Raw genomic sequence first — 20,128 nt, 5'->3', positions numbered from 1 at the left:
CCGCACTGGTTCAACCCAGGTCCTCCCCGGCGAACCGCGCGTCATCCCACGGGAGGATCGCTTGCCGGGACGGGAGGATGAATCCTCCGGTGCCGTTCTGGCAGGATGCCACCCGGAGACGAAGGGGGGCGACGTGACGGACCAGGGCCGGCTGGCTGGCCCCTTGTCGATGTCGGTGGCCAACCTGTGCCGGCGGCTGCAGCCGCAGGTCTCCGCCCGCACCGCCGCCGGGTTCGCGGAGGTGCTGCGCCGGTTGTCCGCGCCGCTGCAGGTGGCGGTGGCGGGACGGATCAAGTCCGGCAAGTCCACCCTGGTCAACGCGCTGATCGGGCGCCGCGTCGCGCCGACCGACGTGGGCGAGTGCACCCGGCTGGTTACCCGCTTCCAGTACGGCACGGTGGACCGCATCGAGGTGGTCTTCACCAGCGGGCGCAAGCAGGTGCTGCCGTTCGCCGCGGACGGCACGATTCCCGCCGAGCTGGGCGGCGTCGCGGACATCTCCGAGGTTTCGCACATCGAGGCCTACCTGACCAACGCGGTGCTCGAAGACATGACGGTGATCGACACGCCCGGTCTCGGTTCCCTTGACGCCGCATCGGTTTCGCGCACCGAGGAACTACTGGGCGCGGCGAAGCAGGACGAAGGTTCTGACGAGCTCGACGAAACCTCGCGCAACGCGGTCGCGGGCGCGGAAGCCGTGCTTTACGTCGTCACACAGGGCGTGCGCGCGGACGACCAGCAGGCACTGGCCGCCTTCACCGCGGCCACGGCGAGCCGCGAGGCCGGCCCGGTCAACGCGATCGCGGTACTCAACAAGGCCGACACGATCGCGCCGGAATCGGTGGAGGGCGCGGACGACGACGTCTGGAAGGCCGCCGGCATCCTGGCGGAGAAGCAGGCCGCGCTGTTGCGACCACGGGTGGCCGACGTGCTGCCGGTGATCGGGCTGATCGCCGAGTCGGCCGAGTCCGGCGGGTTCACCTCCGCCGACGCCGAGGCGCTCCGCCAGCTGTCCAAAATGGACGATTCGACGCTGGACACCATGTTGATGGCCGCGGACATCTTCACCAGTTGGGAATGCGAGGTTCCGGCGGGCAGCCGGCTGCGGCTGCTGGAAAAGCTCGACCTGTACGGCATTCGCCGGGCCGTGACCGCGATCCGCGAGGAGCCGGAGATCACGGCGGGCGCGCTGCGCAGGCTGCTGCTCGAGGCGTCCGGCCTGGCCGCGGTGCGGGCCCGGCTGAACGTCGTGTTCGCCGCCCGCGCGGACGGCATCAAGGCGGCCGCGGCGCTGGCGTCGGTCACCGCGCTGGCACACGCCTCCGGAGATCCCGCCGAACGGCAGCGCGTGCACGACGCGATCGAGGTACTGCTGGCCAAACCCGAGGCCCACCAGCTCCGGCTGCTGGAGGCGCTGACCCTGGTGGCTGCCGGTGCGGTGGACATGCCGGAGGACCTGGCCGAGGAGGTGCTGCGGGTGGGCAGCAATGCCGAGATCGACGCCCAGCTGGGCCTGCCGGGCGGTACCAGGGAAAACCTTGCCGCACACGCGCTCGAACGGGCAGGCTGGTGGCGCTCGTTCGCGTCCTTCGGCGCCACCCCGGCGCAGAGCCGGGTCGCGCACGTCGTGCACCGCGCGTATTTCCTTATCTGGCAACAGTTGCGCGAGAACCGGGGGTGAGCACAGTGGACGATCTGCCGACCGGGCCGATCCCCGCCGCGGTGGTGGCCAGAATCGTCGAGGAAATGCGGGGAACCGGTGCCTCACCGGACGCGTCAAAGACCGATGTGAACGCTGGAGGGCTGGTGGGCGGCGAGACCGCGCACCAAGGCTCAGAGCTGGAGCGGGCGCTCGCCGATCGCCACGCGCTGATCCAGCTTTGCCTCTATGCGCTGGATCGCGCCCGCAGCGGCGGTGTCGTCGAGCGTATCGAGCAGGGGCTGGCCGGGGTCGGCGTGGTCGCGGTGCGGCCGGACGGCGAGCGGTTCGACCCGTCGCTGCACGAGGCGGGTGGCGCGGTGGAGACGGACAATCCCACGCTGGACGGGCTGGTCGCGGAGACCGAGGTGGTCGGGTTCGCCGATCACGACCGTCTGCTCCGGGCACCCGTGGTGATGGTGTACAAGAAGCGATGAAGGGCTTCGTGTCGCGTCGCCGCCAAGGTGATCACAAGGTGCCCCCTGACGGCACTGACGGCACTGTCGGGCGGAAGGTCGCGGGGGTGCGGCGATGAGTGCCTCGGCGTTGCCCGCCCAGGTCAAGCAGGCTCGGGACGTGCTGCTCAGCCAGTTGCGGGACGCCGATCCGCAGGCCGCGAAATGGGTGGAGGACATCCGCCGCGCGAGGCCCGGGAAGCCGTCGGTGGTCGTGGTCGGCGAAACCAACCGAGGTAAGAGTTCCCTTGTCAACGCGCTTCTGGCGAGGCCGGGTCTGTCCCCTGTGGACGCCGAGGTCGCCACGGCGACGTACCTGGTCTTCGATCACTCGCCGGAATGGCTGGCCCAGGCCTGTTATCCCGGCCAGCTGGCGCCGGTCGCGATCGGGCTCGAAGAGCTGAACCGGTGGGTTTCGTCGGCGCACGAACTACCGGAAGGGCAGATCCCGCCGCGTTATGTCGAGATCACCGGGCCGGTGCCGATTCTCGAGCGTGTGTCTATTGTAGACACTCCAGGTGTCGGTGGGCTCAACTCGATGCACGGCGAGCTGGCGCTCGAGGCGGCCGCGTCGGCCACCTGCCTGCTGTTCGTGGTCGACGCATCGTCCCCGTTCACCGCCGGTGAGCTGAACTTCCTGCGCAAGATGGGCGATCGGGTCGAGACCGTGCTGTTCGCGCTGTCGAAGACCGACCAGTTCCGCGCCTGGCGCGAAGTGCTCGAAGCCGACCGGCGGCTGCTCGCCGAGCACGCGCCGCGGTTCGCCGGCGCGACCTTCCACCCGGTGTCGGCGCGGATGTTCGAGATGGCGGCCAAGGCCCCGAACGAGCAGGCGGCCGCGATGCTGCGGGAACGCTCCGGGGTGATCGAACTCCAGACCGCCCTGCAGGAGTTGCTGGTCGGCCGGTCCGCGATGCTCGGCGAGGCCAACACGTTGCGCGCGCTGACCAGCGCGTTCGGCGAGCGGATCGCGGTGCTCAACGCCGAGCAGCGGGCACTTTCCGCCGGCGAGGCCGAGGCGGAGTCGCTGCGCGAGCGGCGTGACGAGCTGGCCGCCGAGCGCCGGTCGTCGACCCGGGGCTGGCTGCTCAAGCTGCGCGGCGAGATCCAGCGGGCGCGGGTGGACCTCGGGCACGAGTCGTCGCGCCAGATGCGCGATGCCCAGTCGTACTTCCGGCAGCGCATCGACAGCGCCAGACGCGACGAGTTCGCCGAACTCCCCCAGCAGGTCGATGCCGCGTTGCAGTCGATCTCGCAGCGCGTGTCGGCGACCATGGCGCTGCGCCTCAACAGGGTCACCGACGTGGCGCTGTCCGACCTGTTCTCCGCCGAAGAGCTCGACGTCATCCGTGCGCAGTTCCTGCGGGCCGGCGGCCCCCAGGTGGTGTTGCGGCCGCCGGACAAGAAGCCGCCGACGCCGGAGGACAAGCTGCTGATCTTCATGGGCGTCTCCGGCGGGGTCGGCGCGGGCAAGATCGCCGCGCTCCCGCTGGCCGGGGTCGCCCTGCTGAACCCGGTCGTGTTGCCGGCGACGATCGTGATCGGGCTCGGCGCGGGCTGGTGGATGGCCCGCACCCGCAAGCACGCGTCGGACAAGCAGCACCTCAAGCAGTGGCTGGTCGAGTCGATCGCCGACGCCCGCTCGACCCTGGACCAGCTGGTCGCCGAGCAGCTGATCGAGGCCGAGCAGCAGCTTTCCCTCGCACTGGACGACGCGCTGGCACGGCGGATCGAAGCGATCGAGACGGAGCTCAAAGAAGTCGACAAAACGATAAAAATGGACGCCCAGGATCGCGCGAAGAGCCTGGCCACCGTGAACCGGCGGATCAGGGAGGCCACCGACGCGCGGGAAAAGGCCGAGTCCCTGCTGGCCAGGATGCGGACACTGCGTGACCAGGTCTGACCCGTGGTTGTGGAGGGGAACCGAACCGGCATACGGTGAGTCCAACGGACAAGGACAAGACGGCAAGAGCGGGGAGTTCCGGCGTGTGGATCGACGACAGCGGCTCAGCCACGGAGGCCAGTGACACCACGCACGACGGCGAACTGGAAATCACCGTCGACGGCCAGACTTACACCGCCGAAGAGAACATGGACCTCAACCACGACGGGGTCTACGACACCGTCCGGATGGACAACGCGGACGGCACGATCACCGCGTACGTGGACACCGACGGTGACGGTCACGCGGACGAATACATCCACGCCGACACCGAAGGCAATGTGGAGCAGGAGGCGACCTACGACGTCTCCACCGGCGACTGGGTGGCTTCCGACGGAGGTGGCGCGGGCGGGCACGAAACGGACACCGCGCACGCCGGCGAGATCACCGCGGACACCAAGGACGGCACGGTCGTGGTCGGCCCCGCGACGGTGGACAGCAACCAGGACGGCACGGCGGACACGGCGTCGGCGACCGATTCGGAGGGCAACACGCTGCTGTTCACCGACGCTGACGGTGACGGCAAGGCCGATGTCGAGACGGTCATCACCGCGACCGGGGAAAGCCACACCTACGAGCACACCGGTCCGGGCCAGTGGACCGAGACGTCCGGGAGTGACGGGGTGGCCGCCGACAGCGACCAGTTGTGGGGCAGCCCCGGCCTCCAGGTGGTCGAAGGGGTCGCGAAGATCGACTCGATCACCGGTCAGTGGATCTCACAGAACTGAAGTAAGTCTTCCGGAGCCGGCTCCGTCCCCCGTTCGGGCGGCGAGAGCCGGCTTTTCGCTACGCGCCCGCCGGGCGGGTTGCGCCCGCGAAAGACACGGGGAGATCACGGCGTCACCGGAAACCTTTTTCCGCTACGCCGGTTCAGCGATATCTGAATCGATTCCCTGATCGTTTTTGTGAGAGAACCGACAGGTCAGCCCTCGGTTGAGCGCTCTCCACCCGGCTACTCTCGAAAAATCCCCGAAACGCACACCGGGACCACCCCGGTGTGTTAGGCCATTTCGTCGTCGAGGTCAGGAGAAGGAATGACTGCAGTAGCCATCCCGGGTCTGGACAAGGCGCCGACCTCGCACAGTGGTGTGCTTGCGTGGGTGCGGGAGATCGCCGAGCTCACCACTCCCGACCGCGTGGTCTGGTGCGACGGTTCCGAGGAGGAGGCCGCGCGGGTCGATTCCGAACTCGTCGACGCGGGGACGTTCGTGCCCCTGAGCGCCAAACCCAACTCGTTCTGGGCGGCGTCGGACCCCAGTGACGTGGCCCGTGTCGAGGAGCGGACCTTCATCTGTTCCGAGCGCGAGGAGGACGCCGGGCCGACCAACAACTGGGTCCACCCGGACGAGATGAAGGCCACCATGACCGAGCTGTACCGGGGCTGCATGCGTGGTCGCACGATGTACGTCGTCCCGTTCTGCATGGGCCCGCTCGGCTCCGACGACCCGAAGCTCGGTATCGAGATCACCGACTTCGCCTACGTCGTCGCCTCGATGCGCGTGATGACCAGGATGGGCGCCGCGGCACTGGCCAGGTTCGTCGCCGAAGACGGCACCGAGCGGGCCTTCGTGCCGGCGCTGCACTCGGTCGGCAAGCCGCTCGAGTCCGGTGAGCAGGACGTTCCCTGGCCGTGCAACGACACCAAGTACATCTCGCACTTCCCGGAGACCCGCGAGATCTGGAGCTACGGGTCCGGCTACGGCGGGAACTCGCTGCTCGGTAAGAAGTGCTACTCGCTGCGCATCGGTTCGGTGATCGCCCGTGACGAAGGCTGGCTCGCCGAGCACATGCTGATCCTCAAGCTGATCTCGCCGGAGAACAAGGCGTACTACGTCGCCGCGGCCTTCCCCAGCGCCTGCGGCAAGACCAACCTGGCCATGCTGCAGCCCACGATTCCCGGCTGGCGTGCGGAAACCCTGGGCGACGACATCGCGTGGATGCGGTTCGGCGAGGACGGCCGGCTCTACGCCGTCAACCCCGAGTTCGGTTTCTTCGGTGTCGCGCCCGGTACGGACTGGCACACCAACCCGAACGCCATGCGCACCATCGAAAAGGGCAACACGGTGTTCACCAACGTCGCCCTCACCGACGACGGCGACATCTGGTGGGAGGGCATGGACTCCAAGCCCGAGCACCTGACCTCGTGGAAGGGCGCGGACTGGACGCCGGAGTCCACCGAGCCGGCGGCCCACCCGAACTCGCGGTACTGCACACCCATGTCGCAGTGCCCGATTCTGGCCCCGGAGTGGGACGACCCGAAGGGCGTGCCGATCTCGGCGATCCTGTTCGGCGGCCGTCGTGCCACCACGGTTCCGCTGGTCACGCAGTCGCGCGACTGGCAGCACGGGGTGTTCATGGGCGCCACCATGTCGTCGGAGAAGACCGCGGCCGCGGCGGGCAAGGTCGGCGAGGTGCGCCGCGACCCGATGGCGATGCTGCCGTTCCTCGGCTACCACGCCGGTGACTACTTCCAGCACTGGATCGACACCGGCAAGAACGCCGACGCGGGGAAGTTGCCGAAGATCTTCTACGTGAACTGGTTCCGCCGCGGTGAGGACAAGCGGTTCCTGTGGCCGGGCTTCGGTGAGAACTCCCGAGTGCTGAAGTGGGTCATCGAGCGGATCGAAGGCAAGGCCTCCGCGGTCGAGACGCCGATCGGCTTCGTCCCGCGGGCCGAGGATCTCGACACCGAGGGTCTGTCCGAGCCGGCCCAGGACATCCAGGCCGCGCTCGATGTCAAGCCCGAGGAGTGGCGTCAGGAGATCCCGCTGATCGAGGAGTGGTTCGCCAAGATCGGCGACAAGGTTCCGTCCACGCTCCGTGACGAGCTCGAATTGCTCAAGTCACGCCTGGCCTGATCACTCTTGGCCGAACGGCCGGCTTCCCACCGTGGGGAGCCGGCCGTTCGCTGACCGTTCGGTAATCTGGCGGCGTGAACACCTTCCGGTTCGGCGTGAACATGACGGTCCCGGGAAGCCGGGCCGAGTGGGTGGACAAGTGCCGCAAAACCGAGGACCTCGGGTACGACGTGCTGTCGGTGGCCGATCACCTGGGTATGCAGGCGCCGTTCCCGGCCTTGGTGCTCGCCGGTGAAGCCACCGAGCGGGTGCGGCTGAACACGTTCGTGCTCAACACGCCGTTCTACAACCCGGTCCTGCTGGCAAGAGATGTCGCTGGCACCGACCAGTTCGTCGACGGCCGGCTGGACCTGGGTCTGGGCGCCGGCTATGTCAAGGCCGAGTTCGAAGCGGCGGGCATCCCGTTCCCCGGCGCCGGTGAGCGGATCGACCATCTCCAGCGCAGCATCCTCGAGCTTCGACGGCTCTTCGCCGACCCGGACTACCAGCCGCGCCCCGCGCAACACGGCGGCCCACCACTGCTCATCGCCGGCTGGGGGCGCCGGCTGCTGACGCTGGCCGCCGCACACGCCGACATCATCGCTTTCGCCGGCGCGTCGGCGAACCGCGAGGGCAAGCTTGAGGGGCTTGCGGACATCGACGCCCTGGCCGAGCGTGTGGAGTTCGTCCGCGCCGCGCTCGGGGAGCGGGTCGGCAAGGTCGATTTCAACATCCTGGTGCAACTCGTCGCCATCACCGACGACCGCCAGGGCCTGCTCGAACGACTGCGGCCCTACGCGCCGACGCTCACCCTTGAGCAACTGGGCCAGCTGCCGACGCTACTGGTGGGCACCGCCAAGCAGATCGCCGAACAGTTGCGGGCCAACCTGGAGCGGTTCGGCCTGAACTACATCACCGTGCTGGAGCACAACCTGGAAACGTTCGCCCCGGTCATCGAGCTGCTCCGCTAATCCCTTGCCAGCAATCCAGCAGGATCGATTTCGAGGGCGGCCGGCTCGCCGAGCTTGATTCGCTCGGTGGCCTTCGCGACCTCCTCGTACAGCCCGTCGGCCAGCTTGTGGACGGTCAGGGCCACGGGCTCGGTCAGATCGATCAGCCAGTAGTGGGGAATCCCGGCCTCGGCATATTCGCACAGCTTGGTGACGCGATCAATCCGGCCAGTGCCGGGAGAAACGATCTCGACAGCGACGAGAACATCGACGGCGTCCAGCCGCGCCGGGTTCAGCTGCGCGATTTCCTCGCGTGTGACGACCACGTCAGGTGCGCGCACGGTAGGCGGATGTGGTTTGTCGACAACGACCTCGACGTCAGGTAACGCCGTCAGGTCGCGGGGTAGCTGCTCATCAAGCAGCCATGTCAACCGCCACATCGCTCGTTGATGGAGTGGTGCTGGTTTGGGGACCACGTAGAGGACACCTTCGGCGAGCTCGAAGAGATGTTGATCGTCTTTGGGCAACTCGTCCCACTCGTCCAGGGTCAGCAGATGGTCGGGCCAAACGGCGGTGGTCATCTTTGGTCCTTCGGAAGAACGGGTGTCGTCGCTACTCACCGTATGTCTCCCGTTTCCGCTCAACCGGCCGGGACGCGGCTTGCCGCGTCCCGGAGCGACTCCAGTGGCAGCCCGACCGCGTCGGCGACCGCGACCACCGTGAAGAACGCCGGGGTCGGAATGCGGCCGGTCTCGATCTTGCGCAGGGTTTCCACCGAGATCCCCGCCTCGGCGGCCACCTCGACCATGCTCCGCGGTCCCCGCGCTTCACGCAGCACGGCGCCGAGCCGCTCGCCGCGGTCACGTTCGGCTTCGGTCAGCGGCACTCGCACCATGGGCCACAGTCTATCCGCGGATTCATCCCCAGCCTGTGGACAACTCTGTGCACAGGCTGGGGACTACTGGCCAGTTGCAACCAAAACGAAACCGCGAATTTGGCAACTTCTCTCATGATCCACCCGTCTGAGGGAACACCAGGCACCGGAAAGGAGGTTTGAAATGTGGCTCGCAGGCTTCGCCATGCTCATCCTGTCGATGGGTTCCACGCTGCTGGTCGTGGTGTCCGGCAAGCTTGGCCGGAACAACGACAAGGACCCCGCCGGGCCGGGGCGGCTCGACGGGGTCCTCAGCAGAAAACCCTAAGAGTCTGACAGTACGGGCAGTGGCATGCCAGGCAGGCTCTGGTCGTTCGGCACCACCCCGTCCACGAGGTAGCTCTCCACGACCTTGTCCACCCCGGCGTTTCCACCCGCGTAGATCCCGTGGTCACCCTCGCCGGTGACGGTGATCAGCCGCGAGCCGCGGAACGCCTGGTGCGCCCGCGACGCGCCTTCGATCGGCGTCGCCGGGTCGTGCGTGGACTGAACCATCAGGATCGGCGGCACACCCCTGCCGTCCAGCACCGGCAACGGAGCGGGCGAGTTCTTCCAGAAGATGCACGCCTGGATCAGCCAGCCCCAGCCCAGCAGCGGGTACTTCGGCCCCAGCTCGGCCGACTGCTGGATCGCGGTCTGCCGGTTCCCCAACCACGGCCCCTCGTTGCACGGGATGGTCCAGAAACTGGCGTCGTAGGCGTCGTCGTAGTCGCTGGGCACCACGAGCGGCTGCGGCCCCAGCGCCCTGGCGTCCGGGTTCGCGGCGGCCGCCTCGACCCTCGCCCGCCGGTCCGCGTTCTGCGCGGGCAAGCCCTCGGTCAGCGTCTTCACGCTCGCCAGGAAGTCGGCCAGGCCGGGGAAGGCCCTCTTGTCGTACAGCTGCGGCACGATCTGGGCGTCGAACTCGTTCGCGGACAGCTTCGCGCCGTCGATCTCGACCGGGTGCTGGGTCAGCGCGTACCGGACCCGTTCGTAGGTCTGGCGGGCGGCCTCGCCCGTCGTTCCGTAGTGGAACAGCTTGTCGTACTGGGCCAGCCACGGGAGGAAGTCCTCCCGCCACCGTCGCTCGAAGCCCATCGGCTGCCAGTCGAAGGACTTCTGCCAGGTGGTGGTGAACTCGGTGTTCGAGTCGAGCACGAAACGCCCGGTCCGGTCCGGGAATGCCTGCGCGTAGTGCGCGCCGAGCCAGGTTCCCGCCGAGTAGCCGACCCAGTTGACCCGGTTCCGGCCGAGCAGCACGCGCAGCAGGTCCAGGTCGTGCACGGTCTGGTCGGTGTTGATCAGCGGTCCGAGTTCGCCGGACTTGGCCTGACAGGCGTCGGCGGTGTACTTCGTCGCGTCGAGGATGAGGTTGAGGTTCGGGCGGCTGCGGTCGCGCGGGTCCAGATCGCTGCCGGTGCCGACGGTGCCGCCGCAGGTGATGTTCGTGCTCTTCCCGGTGCCACGGGGATCGAAGCCGACGATCTCCTGGTGCTCACGCAGCTTGCCCTGGTTCCGGAGCCTGGTCGGGAACATCCGGCCCGGCGCGCCCGGCCCACCCGGGTTGACCAGCACGCTCGCCGTGGAGTTCTTGGCCGCCTTCAGCCGGCTCACCGCGATCGTGACGTCGATCTTGTCCTCGGTCCGGTACCAGTTGCGCGGTGACTGGAAGGTGGCGCACTCGATGCCCTCCGCGCCGGCGGGCGGTGTCTGACCGGACAGCTCATCCGGCGTACAGCCATGCCAGTTCAGCACCTGGCTCGAGTACCGGTCGGGGATGTTCGTCGAGTTCAGCGGCCCCTCGGCCGGGCTTGCGAAGGCCGTACTTCCTGCCAGCAGAGATCCTGCCAGCGTGGGGACCACTATCGCGGCGCGCAAGCGGTTCACTTCGTCCCTTTCGTTCACTGACGGTCGCCCATTGATAGCGGGCAGCGCCAGCGCGGGCAACCCTACGGAAGTTGGGCAATGCTGATCAAATCGATATGTCCGAAACCGGTCCGAGGACTTAGGGTCAACCAGGCTGTTACAACTGGTGAGTGAGGGTTTGATGTCTGGCAAAGCCGCCGGCCGGGTGACCGGGTTGCAGTGGAGCGCCTGGAACCTGCTTCTGCTGGTTCCCCTGCTGATGTTGATTACGCCCTGGTTCAACTTCGACAAGCCGAGACTGCTCGGGCTGCCGTTCTTCTACTGGTATCAGTTCCTGTTCGTGATCGTCGGGGTCGGCTCGGTGGCACTGGTCTACGTGATGACGAAGGGCAAGCCCGTCGTCACCGGGAAGCCGGACCGGCTGGCCGAAGTCGACGGACTGGATGAGGGGGCCGACCAGTGAAAACCGAAGCCATCCTGGCAGCCGCTCCGGGCAGCGGCCTGCAGTGGACCGAGCTGAGCATCTTCGTGGTGCTCTTCCTGCTGGTCAGCGTCCTGGGCTTCGTCGCGTCCCGATGGCGCGCCGCCGCGTCGCTGGACCACCTCGACGAATGGGGGTTGGGCGGGCGCAAGTTCGGCTCCTGGATCACCTGGTTCCTGGTCGGCGGCGACCTTTACACGGCCTACACCTTCGTGGCCGTGCCTGCCCTGGTGTTCGGCGCCGGCGCGCTCGGCTTCTACGCGCTGCCGTACACGGTCATCCTGTACCCGATCGTGTTCCTGCCGGCGCTGCGCATGTGGTCGGTGTCCCGCTCGCGCGGCTACGTCACGCCGGCGGACTTCGTGCGTGGTCGGTTCGGTTCGCCGACCCTGGCGTTGCTGATCGCGCTCACCGGCATCGTCGCCACCATGCCGTACATCGCGCTGCAACTGGTCGGCATCGAGGCGGTGCTGCGCACGATGGGCCTCAACGGCGGTGGCATCGTCGGTCACCTGCCGCTGCTGGTCGCCTTCGTCATCCTGGCGCTCTACACCTACCAGTCCGGGCTGCGCGCGCCCGCGCTCATCGCGTTCGTCAAGGACGGCCTGATCTACGTGGTCATCCTGGTGGCGGTGTTCTACCTGCCGGCGAAACTCGGCGGCTGGTCGCACATCTTCGACGTCAGCCAGCAGAAACTGACCACACCTGACCCGAAGACGGGCAAACCGTCGGGGTCGATCCTGCTGGGCGCCAACAACCAGTTGCAGTACATCACCCTCGCGCTGGGCTCCGCACTCGCACTGTTCCTCTACCCGCACTCGCTGACCGGCGTGCTGGCCTCGCGTGGCCGCAACGTGATCAAGCGGAACATGATGGCGCTTCCGGCGTACTCGTTCCTGCTGGGCCTGCTCGCGTTGCTCGGTTATGTCGCGCTGTCCGCGGGGGTCAAGCCGATCACCAACGCGGCCACCGGCAACGCCGACTCCAACACCGTGATCCCGGTGCTGTTCGACACCCAGTTCCCGTCCTGGTTCGCCGGTATCGCGTTCGCCGCGATCGGCATCGGGGCGCTGGTGCCCGCCGCGATCATGTCGATCGCCGCGGCGAACCTGTGGACTCGCAACATCTACAAGGAGTACCTGCACCGGGACGCCACCCCCGCTCAGGAAGCGAAGCAGGCCAAACTCGCCTCGCTGGTCGTGAAGTTCGGGGCGGTCGCGTTCATCCTGTTCATCGACCCGCAGTTCTCGATCGACCTGCAGCTGATCGGCGGCGTGCTCATCCTGCAGACCCTGCCGGCGGTGGCGATCTCGCTCTACACCCGCTGGTTCCACCGGTGGGGCCTGGTCGCGGGCTGGGTGGTCGGCATGGTGTGGGGCCTGATGATGCTCTACAACATCCCGAACCCGAAGACCGGCAAGGCGCACTTCGGCGGCTCCGCGCTGGCCCTCGACAAGCTGTCGATCTTCGGCTGGCATCCGTTCGCGGGCTCCCAGGTGCAGATCTACCCCGGTTTCGTGGCGCTGGTGGCGAACCTGGTGGTGGCCGTCGTGGTCACGGTGATCGCGCGGCGGATGAAGGTGTTCAACGGCACCGACGACACCGAGCCGACCGACTACCACGCCGACGAGCACGACAAGAACCTGCGCCCGGTCGGCGCGCACTGACCCGAACAGGGGTTCAATAGACGCAACGAGTAACCCGGGCAAGCCGCGGCACGCAAGACAGCCAAGGCCCGCGTCAGGTTCCGCTATCGGGGTGGTGGGGCACCCTTCGTGTGAGGAGCGCCCCGCCGACACGATCACGGGCACGCGCAGAATCGCGGAGAAGAGTGCATGAGTGACGTAAGCCGCTTCCCGGTGGTCGAGCTCGGCCAGCTGCCGGAGGATCTGCGCGAGCGCATCGGGGTGATCGCGCAGAAGTCGGGATTCGTCCCGAACATCTTCCGCGCGCTCGGCCACCGGCCCGTCGAACTCCGGGCGTTCCTCGACTACCACGACGCGTTGATGGAGCGCCCCGAAGGGCTGAGCAAGGCGGAGCGGGAACTGGTCGTGGTGGCGACCTCCGGCGCCAACCACTGCACTTACTGCGTGGTGGCGCACGGGGCCATCCTGCGGATCCGGGCGAAGGATCCGGAGCTGGCGGACCGGGTGTCGAGCAACCCGTGGCAGGTCGAGCTGGACAAGCGGGGCCGCGCGATCGTCGACCTTGCCTTGGCGCTCGCCCAGGATTCGGCGAAGTTCGGTGAGGAGAACCTGGCGGCCGCGCGGGAGGCCGGGCTGACCGAGGACGAGATCTGGGACGTCGGCGCGATCACCGCGTTGTTCGCCATGTCCAACCGCCTCGCGCACCTCACCGCGCTCCGGCCGAATCCCGAGTTCTTCCTGATGGGCCGGGAAAAGCGCTAAAGCGGCGCCAGATCTCGCCGACGAGGTCGTGCCCTCGGGCAATGGAAAACCCCGTGCTGCTGCCAGGTCGGGGGTCCGCCAGCATCACGGGGTCATTCTGGGTATCGCCACTCACAACGGTGGCGTTACACCTTCATGATATGTGGTCTAGCTCACTCTTACGAGTGGTGCTACCGGAGATTGGTCTGGCGTGCCTGCGCGATGGCGATCAGTTCCTGGCGCACGGTCGGGGTGGCCGCGGTGTTGATCGCATTGTTGATGGCTCGCCGGGTGCGGGCTTCGGCGCGGCGGGCGCGGAGCTTGGCGGCGATGTTGTTCATCGGTTCTGCATCCCTCGATGGTCGCTCGGTGTCTGTACCTCCAGTATGCGCCCCGTTTTCATCAGCTCGCCAATGAGTATCCGGTGATTTGGCGCACTAGCCGATGAATCATCGGATAAGATGCCCTATTGTGGACGATGTCTTAATCTAGCCGAAAAGCTAGAGAGCCACAGAAAGCTCAATCCTCGGTGCGCCCCAGCAGGTAGTGCCCGAAGTGGGGCACCGTGAAGGCGATGAGGCCACGCTCGGCCGAGTACACCAGGCCCTTTTTCATCAGGCTGTCCCGCGCCGGTGACAGCGACGACGGCTTCCGGCCCAAATAGACGGCGATGTCGGAGGTGCCCGCCCCCTCGTCACGGCCCTGCGTCAGCTCGGCCATCGCCAGCAGGTACTCGCGTTCCGCCGGTGTCGCCCGCTCATAGCGCGAGCCGAAGAAGCCCACGGCCAGCTCCTGCTCCGCCTCGGGCGCGGCGACCTGGACGTCCTTCATCGTGATGGGGTCGGCGGGCGCGGCGTCCCAGGCGGCCTTGGCATAGGCCTGGATGAAGTAGGGGTAGCCACCGGAAGCGTCGAACAGGGCGTCCAGGGCCTCCGGCTCGATCCCGGCCTCCTCGCGCTCGATCGGGAGGGTCACCGCGCGATCGGCCTGGTCGCGGTCCAGGCGATCGATCCGGGCGTAGGAGAACAGCCGTTCGGAGTAGGACTTCGACGCCGACAGCACGGCGGGCACGTGCGGCAGCCCCGCGCCGACCACCACCAGGGGCGCGCCGGACTGGGAAAGCTCGTGGCAGGCCGCGCACAGCGCCGACACGTCGGCCGGCTTGAGATCCTGGATCTCGTCGATCAGCAGCGCCGCACCCGTGCCGACATCCGCCGCCAGTTCGGCGACCTCGGTGAACAGCTCGACCAGGTCGATTTCGATGTCGCCCGAGTCGGCGCGACCCTGCGCGGCCGCGACGTCGATCCCCGGCTGCCATCGGTCGCGAAGTTTCGCGTCCGGTTTGTTGGCCTTGAGCGCGAACGCCTTCAGCACGCCCAGCACTTCCTCGACGCGATCCGGCGCGCGGTGGCGTACGGCGAGGTCCCGGATCGCCCGGTGCAGCGCGGCGGACAACGGTCGCCGGAGGTCGGCGTCCGGCCGGGCTTCGATCTTGCCCGCGCCCCAGCCTTGGCGGATGGCCATCGACCGCAGCTCGCCGAGTAGCACGGTCTTGCCGACGCCACGCAGACCGGTCAGCACGAGGCTGCGCTCGGGTCTGCCTCGCGCGACCCGCTGGAGCACCACCTCGAACGCGTGGATCTCGCGTTCGCGCCCGGCCAGTTCCGGCGGCCGTTGCCCGGCGCCGGGTGCGAAGGGGTTGCGGATGGGGTCCACGGCTAGGACAGTATCGGCCTTTCTAGCGTCAGCTCGATATTTGTCGAGAAATCCCTAGCCGTGTCGCGATCGCTACCGGGGTATAGTCAAATCTAGTTAAGATCCAATAGATGCTTAGAGTGTGGTAGGCGGACTGAGCGGGTAAGTTCTCGACATGATTCTGCGTCGACTGGCTCGTCCCATGCTCGCGTCCATCTTCATCTACGGCGGGGTCAACGCGCTGCGCCAGGCCGAGGGGCACGCGGAGGTCGCGAAACCCTTGCTGGACAAGACGGCCGGCCGGCAGCAGCTGCCGGAGGCGGTGCCGACCGACCCGGTCACCCTGGTCCGCGCCGACGCGGTGGTGAAGATCGTGGCGGGCACCGCGTTCGCCTTCGGCAAGTTGCCGCGGCTTTCCGCGCTGGCTCTGTTGGGCAGCCTGGTGCCGACGACGGCCGCGGCCCATCCCTTCTGGGAGGCGAAAGACCCGGGTGAGCGGCAGCAGCAGCTCACTCACTTCCTGAAGAACGCCGGCCTCGCCGGTGGCCTGCTGATCGCCGCCGCCGACACGGAGGGCAAGCCTTCATTGGGCTGGCGTGCCCGCCGCGCCGCGAAGAAGGCGTCGGAGAAGGTCGCCAAGGCGTCGGAGAAGGTTTCCGGGAACTGAAACCTGGTTACCGCTCCAGGATCGCGGTGACGCCCTGGCCGCCCGCCGCGCAGATGGAGATCAGGCCACGGCCGGAGCCCTTCTCGTGCAGGAGTTTGGCCAGCGTCGCCACGATCCGGCCACCGGTCGCGGCGAAGGGGTGTCCCGCGGCCAGCGAGGAGCCGTTCACGTTCAGCTTCGCGCGGTCGATCGAACCCAGCGGACCATCCAGGCCGAGTCGCTCCTTGGCGAAGGCCGGGGATTCCCATGCCTTGAGCGTGGCCAGGACCTGCGACGCGAAAGCTTCGTGGATTTCACAAAAATCGAAGTCCCGCAGGGTGAGCCCGGCCTTCGCGAGCATCCTCGGCACCGCGTGGACCGGCGCCATCAGCAGGCCTGCCCGGCCGTGCACGTAGTCCACGGCCGCGGTCTCCGAGAACGTCAGGTACGCCAGCACGGGAAGATTCCGCTCGGCGGCCCACTCCTCCGTGGCCAGTAGCACGGCCGAAGCGCCGTCGGACAGCGGTGTCGAGTTGCCCGCGGTCATCGTCCCGGTCGGGCCGCCGAACACCGGCTTGAGTTTCGCCAGCTTCTCCGGCGTCGAGTCGGCGCGCAGGTTCTGGTCCCGCTCGAGACCCAGGTATGGGGTGACCAGGTCGTCGAAGAATCCCCGGTCGTAGGCGGCGGCCAGGCGCTGGTGGCTGGCCGCCGCGAGCTCGTCCTGCTCGGCCCGCGTGATCCCCCATTCCGCCGCGGTGATCGCCGCGTGTTCCCCCATCGACAGGCCGGTGCGGGGCTCGGCGTTTCGCGGGATTTCGGGCACGATGTGGCCTGGTCGTAGCCTGGCCAGCAGCTTGAGCCGGTCGCCGAGCGACTTCGTCGTGGTCAGCCGGACCAGCACCCGGCGCAGGTCGTCGTTGACGGCCAGTGGTGCGTCGGAGGTGGTGTCCACCCCGCCCGCGATCGCGGAGTCGAGCTGCCCGAGCGCGATCTTGTTCGCCACGTTGACGATCGCCTGCAGCCCCGTGCCGCACGCCATTTGCACGTCCGACGCCGGGGTCTCCGGTGCCAGCCTGCTGCCGAGCACGGACTCGCGTGCCAGGTTGAAGTCGCGAGAGTGCTTGAGGACCGCGCCTGCCGCGACCTCGCCGATCCGCTCACCCTGCAACGCGAAGCGGCTCACCAGGCCATCGAGCGCGGCGGTGAACATGTCCTGGTTGGACGCGTTCGCGTACGGGCCGTTCGAGCGTGCGAACGGAATGCGGTTGCCACCGACGATCGCCACCTTACGAACGTCCATGTTGCTCCCTTCTCGGCGCTGTCGTGCCTGTTCCTGCTTGGCCCGAGGTTTACGCCGCCGCGCTTGTGGAACTTTGAGTCGAGGGTAACCTACTTACGAGTAGGTATGCCGTAGGGAGGAGCTCGATGGCCGATCGGTACCAGCAGTTCACCCGGACCCCGATCGGCAGGTTCCTGGTACCCAAGCTGGGCCTGCCGGACCCTCCGAGGCTGCGCCGTCACCACCCGGGACTGCCACCACTGGACGGTCCCGTCCTGCTCGGCGCCGCACCGGGCGGCCGTCTGGAGAAGGTCGTGCGGACGCGGCTCGCGGACGCCGGAATCGAGGTCGCGGACGGGGACGCGCGGTATGGCGCGCTGGTCTTCGACGCGACGGGCATCACCGACCCGAAGCAGCTTCGACAGCTGTATCACTTCTTCCACCCGGTGATCCGGAAGGTCGGCCCGTCCGGGCGGGTCGTCGTGCTCGGCACCCCACCGGAACTGTCCGAGGGCCGGGAACGGATCGCCCAACGAGCGCTGGAGGGCTTCGTCCGGTCGGTGGGCAAGGAACTCAGGCGGGGGGCGACCGCGCAGCTCGTCTACGTGGCACCAGGAGCCGAGGACGCGGCCGAGTCCACCATGCGTTTCCTGCTGTCGGCCAAATCGGCGTTCGTCGACGGCCAGGTGATCCGGGTCGGCGCGCACGGTATTCCGGAAACCGCAGCGCCCGAGAACTGGGACAAGCCGCTCGACGGCAAGGTCGCGCTGGTCACCGGCGCCGCCCGCGGGATCGGTGCGGCGATCGCCGAGGTCTTCGCCCGGGACGGCGCTCACGTCATCGCGCTGGACATTCCCGCTCGGGGCGCGGAACTGTCCGAGGTCGCGAACAAGATCGCCGGCTCGGCGCTGCAACTCGACATCACCGAGCCCGATGCCCCCGGCCGGCTCGCCGACCACCTGACACAGCGGCATGGTGGCGTCGACATCGTCGTGCACAACGCCGGGATCACCCGCGACAGGACGCTTGGCAACCTCACCGAAGACAACTGGGACGCGGTGCTCACCGTCAATCTCGCCGCGCCCCTGGCCGTCAACGACAAACTGCTGGCGGACCAGGTGTTGCGGGACAACGGCCGGATCATCGGGGTGTCCTCGATCGCCGGAATCGCCGGCAACGTGGGGCAGACGAACTACGCCGCCAGCAAGGCGGGAGTGGTCGGGATGGTGCAGGACGGCGCGGCAAAACTCGGTGAGTACGGACGGCACTACACGATCAACGCGGTCGCGCCCGGCTTCATCGAAACGAAGATGACCGCGCAGGTGCCGGTGTTCATTCGCGAAGCGGGCCGGCGGCTGTCCAGCCTCGCGCAGGGCGGGCTGCCGGTCGACGTCGCCGAAACCATCGCCTGGTACGCCAATCCGGCGTCCGGTGCGGTCAACGGCAACGTGGTCCGCGTCTGCGGCCAGGCACTGCTGGGGGCGTGATGACGAAACTCCTGCCACAGCGGACCGTCAAGCAGGACGCGCCGGCTTTGCCCGTGCTGTATGCCAAGGCGCTGCTTCCGCAGGTCGGCGGCGAAACGCTTCCGAACACCGAGTACGTCCGCCCCGACATCGACGTGGACCTGGCGCATCTGGCCGCGTACGACCAGGTGTGCGGGTTCCGGCTCACCGACGAACTACCCGCGACCTATCCGCACATGCTGATCTTCCGCCTCCAGATGGCGTTGATGACCGAGAAGGAGTTCCCGTTCCCGCTGCTGGGAATGGTGCACGTGGCCAACCGCATCACCCAGCACCGGCCCCTCGGACTCGGCGAGACCTACACCGCCCGCGTGTGGGCGGAGAACCTGCGCTCGCACGCGAGCGGCAGGCAGTTCGACGTGCGCGGCGAACTGTCGGTGGGCGGCCGTCCCGTGTGGACGGAGGTGAGCACCTACCTGCGCCGGGGCGGCGATGAAGGTCCGTCGCGGAGCGGGCAGCTCACCCCGCCGGCGCCGACCGCGATCTGGCGGGTGTCCGGGGACATCGGGCGCCGCTACGCGGAGGTGTCCGGCGACCGCAACCCCATCCACCTGCACGCGCTCACCGCGCGGCTGTTCGGTTTCCCGTCGGCGATCGCGCACGGCATGTGGATCAAGGCCCGCGCCCTGGCCGCGTTCGAGGGCAGGCTGCCCGGCGCTTACACGGTCGACGTGCGGTTCAAGCGTCCCGTGCCGTTGCCCGCCAAGGTGGGATTCACCTCCTGGCGGACCGACGAGGGCTGGGCCTTCGAGTTGTGGGGCACGCGCAAGCCGAGGCCCCACCTCGAGGGCTCACTGCGGCCGCCACACCTGGCCCTCGACGAGGTCGTTGAAGCCTAGCCAGACGAGGTTCATCAGCCAGGACGCGAGCACGCCATCGGAGATGTCGGGGTGGTCGAGCCCCCAGTCGGCCAGTGACTCGGCCGCGCCGACCAGTGCCACGGCGAGCGCCGGGCCGGAGAACTCGGCCACTTCGCCGAGTCCCTTCTTGGTGCCCGCGCTGACCACGAGCGCGGAGACCATTTCGATCGCCCTGCTGCGCAGGGCGTTGACCTCACCGGCGAACTGCCCACCGACGGTCAGTGCCTGGCGGTGCAGCACCGTCCACGCGTCCCGGTAGTCCGCGACGAAACGGTAGAACGCGCGCAGCCCGTGCCACAGTTGCATGTCCGGGGGCAGTTCGGCGTGCACTCCGTGGCGCAGGGCCTCCAGCAGCCTCGCCGCCTCCCGCTGGATGCACTTGGCGAACAGATCCTCCTTCGCGCCGAGATACGAGTAGATCATCGGCTTGGAAACGCCCGCGACCTCGGAGATCTCGTCCATCGACGCCGAGTGGTAGCCGTGCCACGAGAACACCTGCACCGCCGCGTCCAGGATCTGCCGTTCCCGCACCTCCCTGGGCAGCCGCCGCGGCCGCGTCGGCGTGGGCTTCACTTCCTCGGTCACATCGACC

General features: G+C 68.0%; 20 protein-coding genes. 13 read left to right on the top strand and 7 right to left on the bottom strand.

The genetic code is table 11. The annotated features are described in order from the left end of the window. The first annotated feature begins 169 nt into the window (after nt 1-169). The 6 genes from VJT49_RS14535 (at nt 170) to VJT49_RS14510 (ending at nt 7,904) form a co-directional block, all read left to right on the top strand. Nucleotides 170-1,681, top strand: coding sequence for a dynamin family protein (locus VJT49_RS14535; RefSeq protein ID WP_324165343.1), 1,512 nt, complete (start codon nt 170-172; stop codon nt 1,679-1,681). Nucleotides 1,682-1,746: 65 nt separating this feature from the next. Then, complete coding sequence (grpE, locus tag VJT49_RS14530) at nt 1,747-2,136, top strand: nucleotide exchange factor GrpE (protein WP_324165342.1); 390 nt, start codon at nt 1,747-1,749, stop codon at nt 2,134-2,136. A gap of 94 nt (nt 2,137-2,230) precedes the next feature. Beyond that, nucleotides 2,231-4,057, top strand: coding sequence for a dynamin family protein (locus tag VJT49_RS14525; protein WP_324165318.1), 1,827 nt, complete (start codon nt 2,231-2,233; stop codon nt 4,055-4,057). A gap of 35 nt (nt 4,058-4,092) precedes the next feature. Further along, the gene (locus VJT49_RS14520; protein ID WP_324165317.1) at nt 4,093-4,824 is read left to right on the top strand and encodes a hypothetical protein; all 732 of its coding nucleotides are present in this window, start codon (nt 4,093-4,095) and stop codon (nt 4,822-4,824) included. 306 nt (nt 4,825-5,130) lie between these two features. Continuing rightward, nucleotides 5,131-6,954 (top strand): phosphoenolpyruvate carboxykinase (GTP), encoded by a 1,824-nt coding sequence (locus tag VJT49_RS14515; protein ID WP_324165316.1) that lies wholly within the window; start codon nt 5,131-5,133, stop codon nt 6,952-6,954. A 74-nt stretch (nt 6,955-7,028) separates the two neighbouring features. Then, on the top strand, nt 7,029-7,904 hold the full coding sequence (locus VJT49_RS14510; RefSeq protein WP_324165315.1) for an LLM class F420-dependent oxidoreductase: 876 nt from the start codon (nt 7,029-7,031) through the stop codon (nt 7,902-7,904). Here VJT49_RS14510 and VJT49_RS14505 read toward each other — a convergent pair. Both VJT49_RS14505 and VJT49_RS14500 read right to left on the bottom strand, forming a co-directional pair. Then, a complete protein-coding gene (locus VJT49_RS14505) occupies nt 7,901-8,464 on the bottom strand; it encodes a Uma2 family endonuclease (protein WP_324165314.1) in 564 nt (187 codons plus the stop codon). The genes VJT49_RS14510 and VJT49_RS14505 overlap by 4 nt on opposite strands. A gap of 59 nt (nt 8,465-8,523) precedes the next feature. Continuing rightward, nucleotides 8,524-8,778 (bottom strand): helix-turn-helix transcriptional regulator, encoded by a 255-nt coding sequence (locus VJT49_RS14500; RefSeq protein WP_324165313.1) that lies wholly within the window; start codon nt 8,776-8,778, stop codon nt 8,524-8,526. Between the two features lie 163 nt (nt 8,779-8,941). Between VJT49_RS14500 and VJT49_RS14495 the strand changes: the two genes are divergently transcribed. Next, the gene (locus VJT49_RS14495; RefSeq protein WP_324165312.1) at nt 8,942-9,085 is read left to right on the top strand and encodes a hypothetical protein; all 144 of its coding nucleotides are present in this window, start codon (nt 8,942-8,944) and stop codon (nt 9,083-9,085) included. Here VJT49_RS14495 and VJT49_RS14490 read toward each other — a convergent pair. Beyond that, entirely contained in the window at nt 9,082-10,683 is a 1,602-nt protein-coding gene (locus VJT49_RS14490; RefSeq protein WP_324165311.1) for an alpha/beta hydrolase, read from the bottom strand. The genes VJT49_RS14495 and VJT49_RS14490 overlap by 4 nt on opposite strands. Before the next feature lie 160 nt (nt 10,684-10,843). Between VJT49_RS14490 and VJT49_RS14485 the strand changes: the two genes are divergently transcribed. From VJT49_RS14485 to VJT49_RS14475, 3 genes are all read left to right on the top strand, one after another. Continuing rightward, the gene (locus tag VJT49_RS14485) at nt 10,844-11,125 is read left to right on the top strand and encodes a DUF3311 domain-containing protein (protein WP_324165310.1); all 282 of its coding nucleotides are present in this window, start codon (nt 10,844-10,846) and stop codon (nt 11,123-11,125) included. Continuing rightward, the gene (gene mctP / locus VJT49_RS14480) at nt 11,122-12,810 is read left to right on the top strand and encodes a monocarboxylate uptake permease MctP (RefSeq protein WP_324165309.1); all 1,689 of its coding nucleotides are present in this window, start codon (nt 11,122-11,124) and stop codon (nt 12,808-12,810) included. The genes VJT49_RS14485 and mctP overlap by 4 nt, the downstream gene beginning before the upstream one ends. 168 nt (nt 12,811-12,978) lie before the next feature. Continuing rightward, nucleotides 12,979-13,551: a peroxidase-related enzyme gene (locus VJT49_RS14475; protein WP_324165308.1), complete on the top strand. Its 573-nt coding sequence runs from the start codon at nt 12,979-12,981 to the stop codon at nt 13,549-13,551. A gap of 170 nt (nt 13,552-13,721) precedes the next feature. Here the strand turns inward: VJT49_RS14475 and VJT49_RS14470 are convergent, their stop codons facing one another. Continuing rightward, nucleotides 13,722-13,871, bottom strand: a complete 150-nt coding sequence (locus VJT49_RS14470; protein ID WP_324165307.1) for a hypothetical protein — start codon at nt 13,869-13,871, stop codon at nt 13,722-13,724. A 178-nt stretch (nt 13,872-14,049) separates the two neighbouring features. Beyond that, the gene (locus VJT49_RS14465) at nt 14,050-15,246 is read right to left on the bottom strand and encodes an ATP-binding protein (RefSeq protein WP_324165306.1); all 1,197 of its coding nucleotides are present in this window, start codon (nt 15,244-15,246) and stop codon (nt 14,050-14,052) included. Between the two features lie 154 nt (nt 15,247-15,400). Between VJT49_RS14465 and VJT49_RS14460 the strand changes: the two genes are divergently transcribed. Next, nucleotides 15,401-15,892, top strand: coding sequence for a DoxX family protein (locus VJT49_RS14460; protein WP_324165305.1), 492 nt, complete (start codon nt 15,401-15,403; stop codon nt 15,890-15,892). 7 nt (nt 15,893-15,899) lie between these two features. Here the strand turns inward: VJT49_RS14460 and VJT49_RS14455 are convergent, their stop codons facing one another. After that, entirely contained in the window at nt 15,900-17,171 is a 1,272-nt protein-coding gene (locus VJT49_RS14455; protein ID WP_324165304.1) for an acetyl-CoA C-acetyltransferase, read from the bottom strand. Nucleotides 17,172-17,296: 125 nt separating this feature from the next. Between VJT49_RS14455 and VJT49_RS14450 the strand changes: the two genes are divergently transcribed. Continuing rightward, nucleotides 17,297-18,637 carry a 3-oxoacyl-ACP reductase gene (locus VJT49_RS14450; protein ID WP_324165303.1) on the top strand — a complete coding sequence of 447 codons (1,341 nt, stop codon included), beginning with the start codon at nt 17,297-17,299 and terminating at the stop codon, nt 18,635-18,637. Next, complete coding sequence (locus VJT49_RS14445; RefSeq protein WP_324165302.1) at nt 18,637-19,515, top strand: MaoC family dehydratase; 879 nt, start codon at nt 18,637-18,639, stop codon at nt 19,513-19,515. Before VJT49_RS14450 ends, VJT49_RS14445 begins: the two co-directional genes overlap by 1 nt. Here VJT49_RS14445 and VJT49_RS14440 read toward each other — a convergent pair. Further along, nucleotides 19,468-20,121: a TetR/AcrR family transcriptional regulator gene (locus tag VJT49_RS14440; protein ID WP_324165301.1), complete on the bottom strand. Its 654-nt coding sequence runs from the start codon at nt 20,119-20,121 to the stop codon at nt 19,468-19,470. The genes VJT49_RS14445 and VJT49_RS14440 overlap by 48 nt on opposite strands. Nucleotides 20,122-20,128: the final 7 nt, after the last annotated feature.

This window comes from Amycolatopsis sp. (genome assembly GCF_035276945.1).
GTDB lineage: Bacteria > Actinomycetota > Actinomycetes > Mycobacteriales > Pseudonocardiaceae > Amycolatopsis_E.
Note: the sequence above shows the minus strand (reverse complement) of the source record. Positions and strands in the feature narration are given on the sequence as shown.

Excerpts from the sequence above, each read along its gene's own strand:
- VJT49_RS14445 (WP_324165302.1), top strand. The coding sequence starts at position 18,637 with ATGACGAAACTCCTGCCACAGCGGACCGTCAAGCAGGACGCGCCGGCT.
- VJT49_RS14485 (WP_324165310.1), top strand. The coding sequence starts at position 10,844 with ATGTCTGGCAAAGCCGCCGGCCGGGTGACCGGGTTGCAGTGGAGCGCC.
- VJT49_RS14470 (WP_324165307.1), bottom strand. The coding sequence starts at position 13,871 with ATGAACAACATCGCCGCCAAGCTCCGCGCCCGCCGCGCCGAAGCCCGC.
- VJT49_RS14525 (WP_324165318.1), top strand. The coding sequence starts at position 2,231 with ATGAGTGCCTCGGCGTTGCCCGCCCAGGTCAAGCAGGCTCGGGACGTG.
- VJT49_RS14500 (WP_324165313.1), bottom strand. The coding sequence starts at position 8,778 with ATGGTGCGAGTGCCGCTGACCGAAGCCGAACGTGACCGCGGCGAGCGG.
- VJT49_RS14475 (WP_324165308.1), top strand. The coding sequence starts at position 12,979 with ATGAGTGACGTAAGCCGCTTCCCGGTGGTCGAGCTCGGCCAGCTGCCG.
- VJT49_RS14515 (WP_324165316.1), top strand. The coding sequence starts at position 5,131 with ATGACTGCAGTAGCCATCCCGGGTCTGGACAAGGCGCCGACCTCGCAC.
- VJT49_RS14505 (WP_324165314.1), bottom strand. The coding sequence starts at position 8,464 with ATGACCACCGCCGTTTGGCCCGACCATCTGCTGACCCTGGACGAGTGG.
- VJT49_RS14460 (WP_324165305.1), top strand. The coding sequence starts at position 15,401 with ATGATTCTGCGTCGACTGGCTCGTCCCATGCTCGCGTCCATCTTCATC.
- VJT49_RS14495 (WP_324165312.1), top strand. The coding sequence starts at position 8,942 with ATGTGGCTCGCAGGCTTCGCCATGCTCATCCTGTCGATGGGTTCCACG.
- VJT49_RS14535 (WP_324165343.1), top strand. The coding sequence starts at position 170 with ATGTCGGTGGCCAACCTGTGCCGGCGGCTGCAGCCGCAGGTCTCCGCC.
- grpE (WP_324165342.1), top strand. The coding sequence starts at position 1,747 with ATGCGGGGAACCGGTGCCTCACCGGACGCGTCAAAGACCGATGTGAAC.
- VJT49_RS14450 (WP_324165303.1), top strand. The coding sequence starts at position 17,297 with ATGGCCGATCGGTACCAGCAGTTCACCCGGACCCCGATCGGCAGGTTC.
- VJT49_RS14455 (WP_324165304.1), bottom strand. The coding sequence starts at position 17,171 with ATGGACGTTCGTAAGGTGGCGATCGTCGGTGGCAACCGCATTCCGTTC.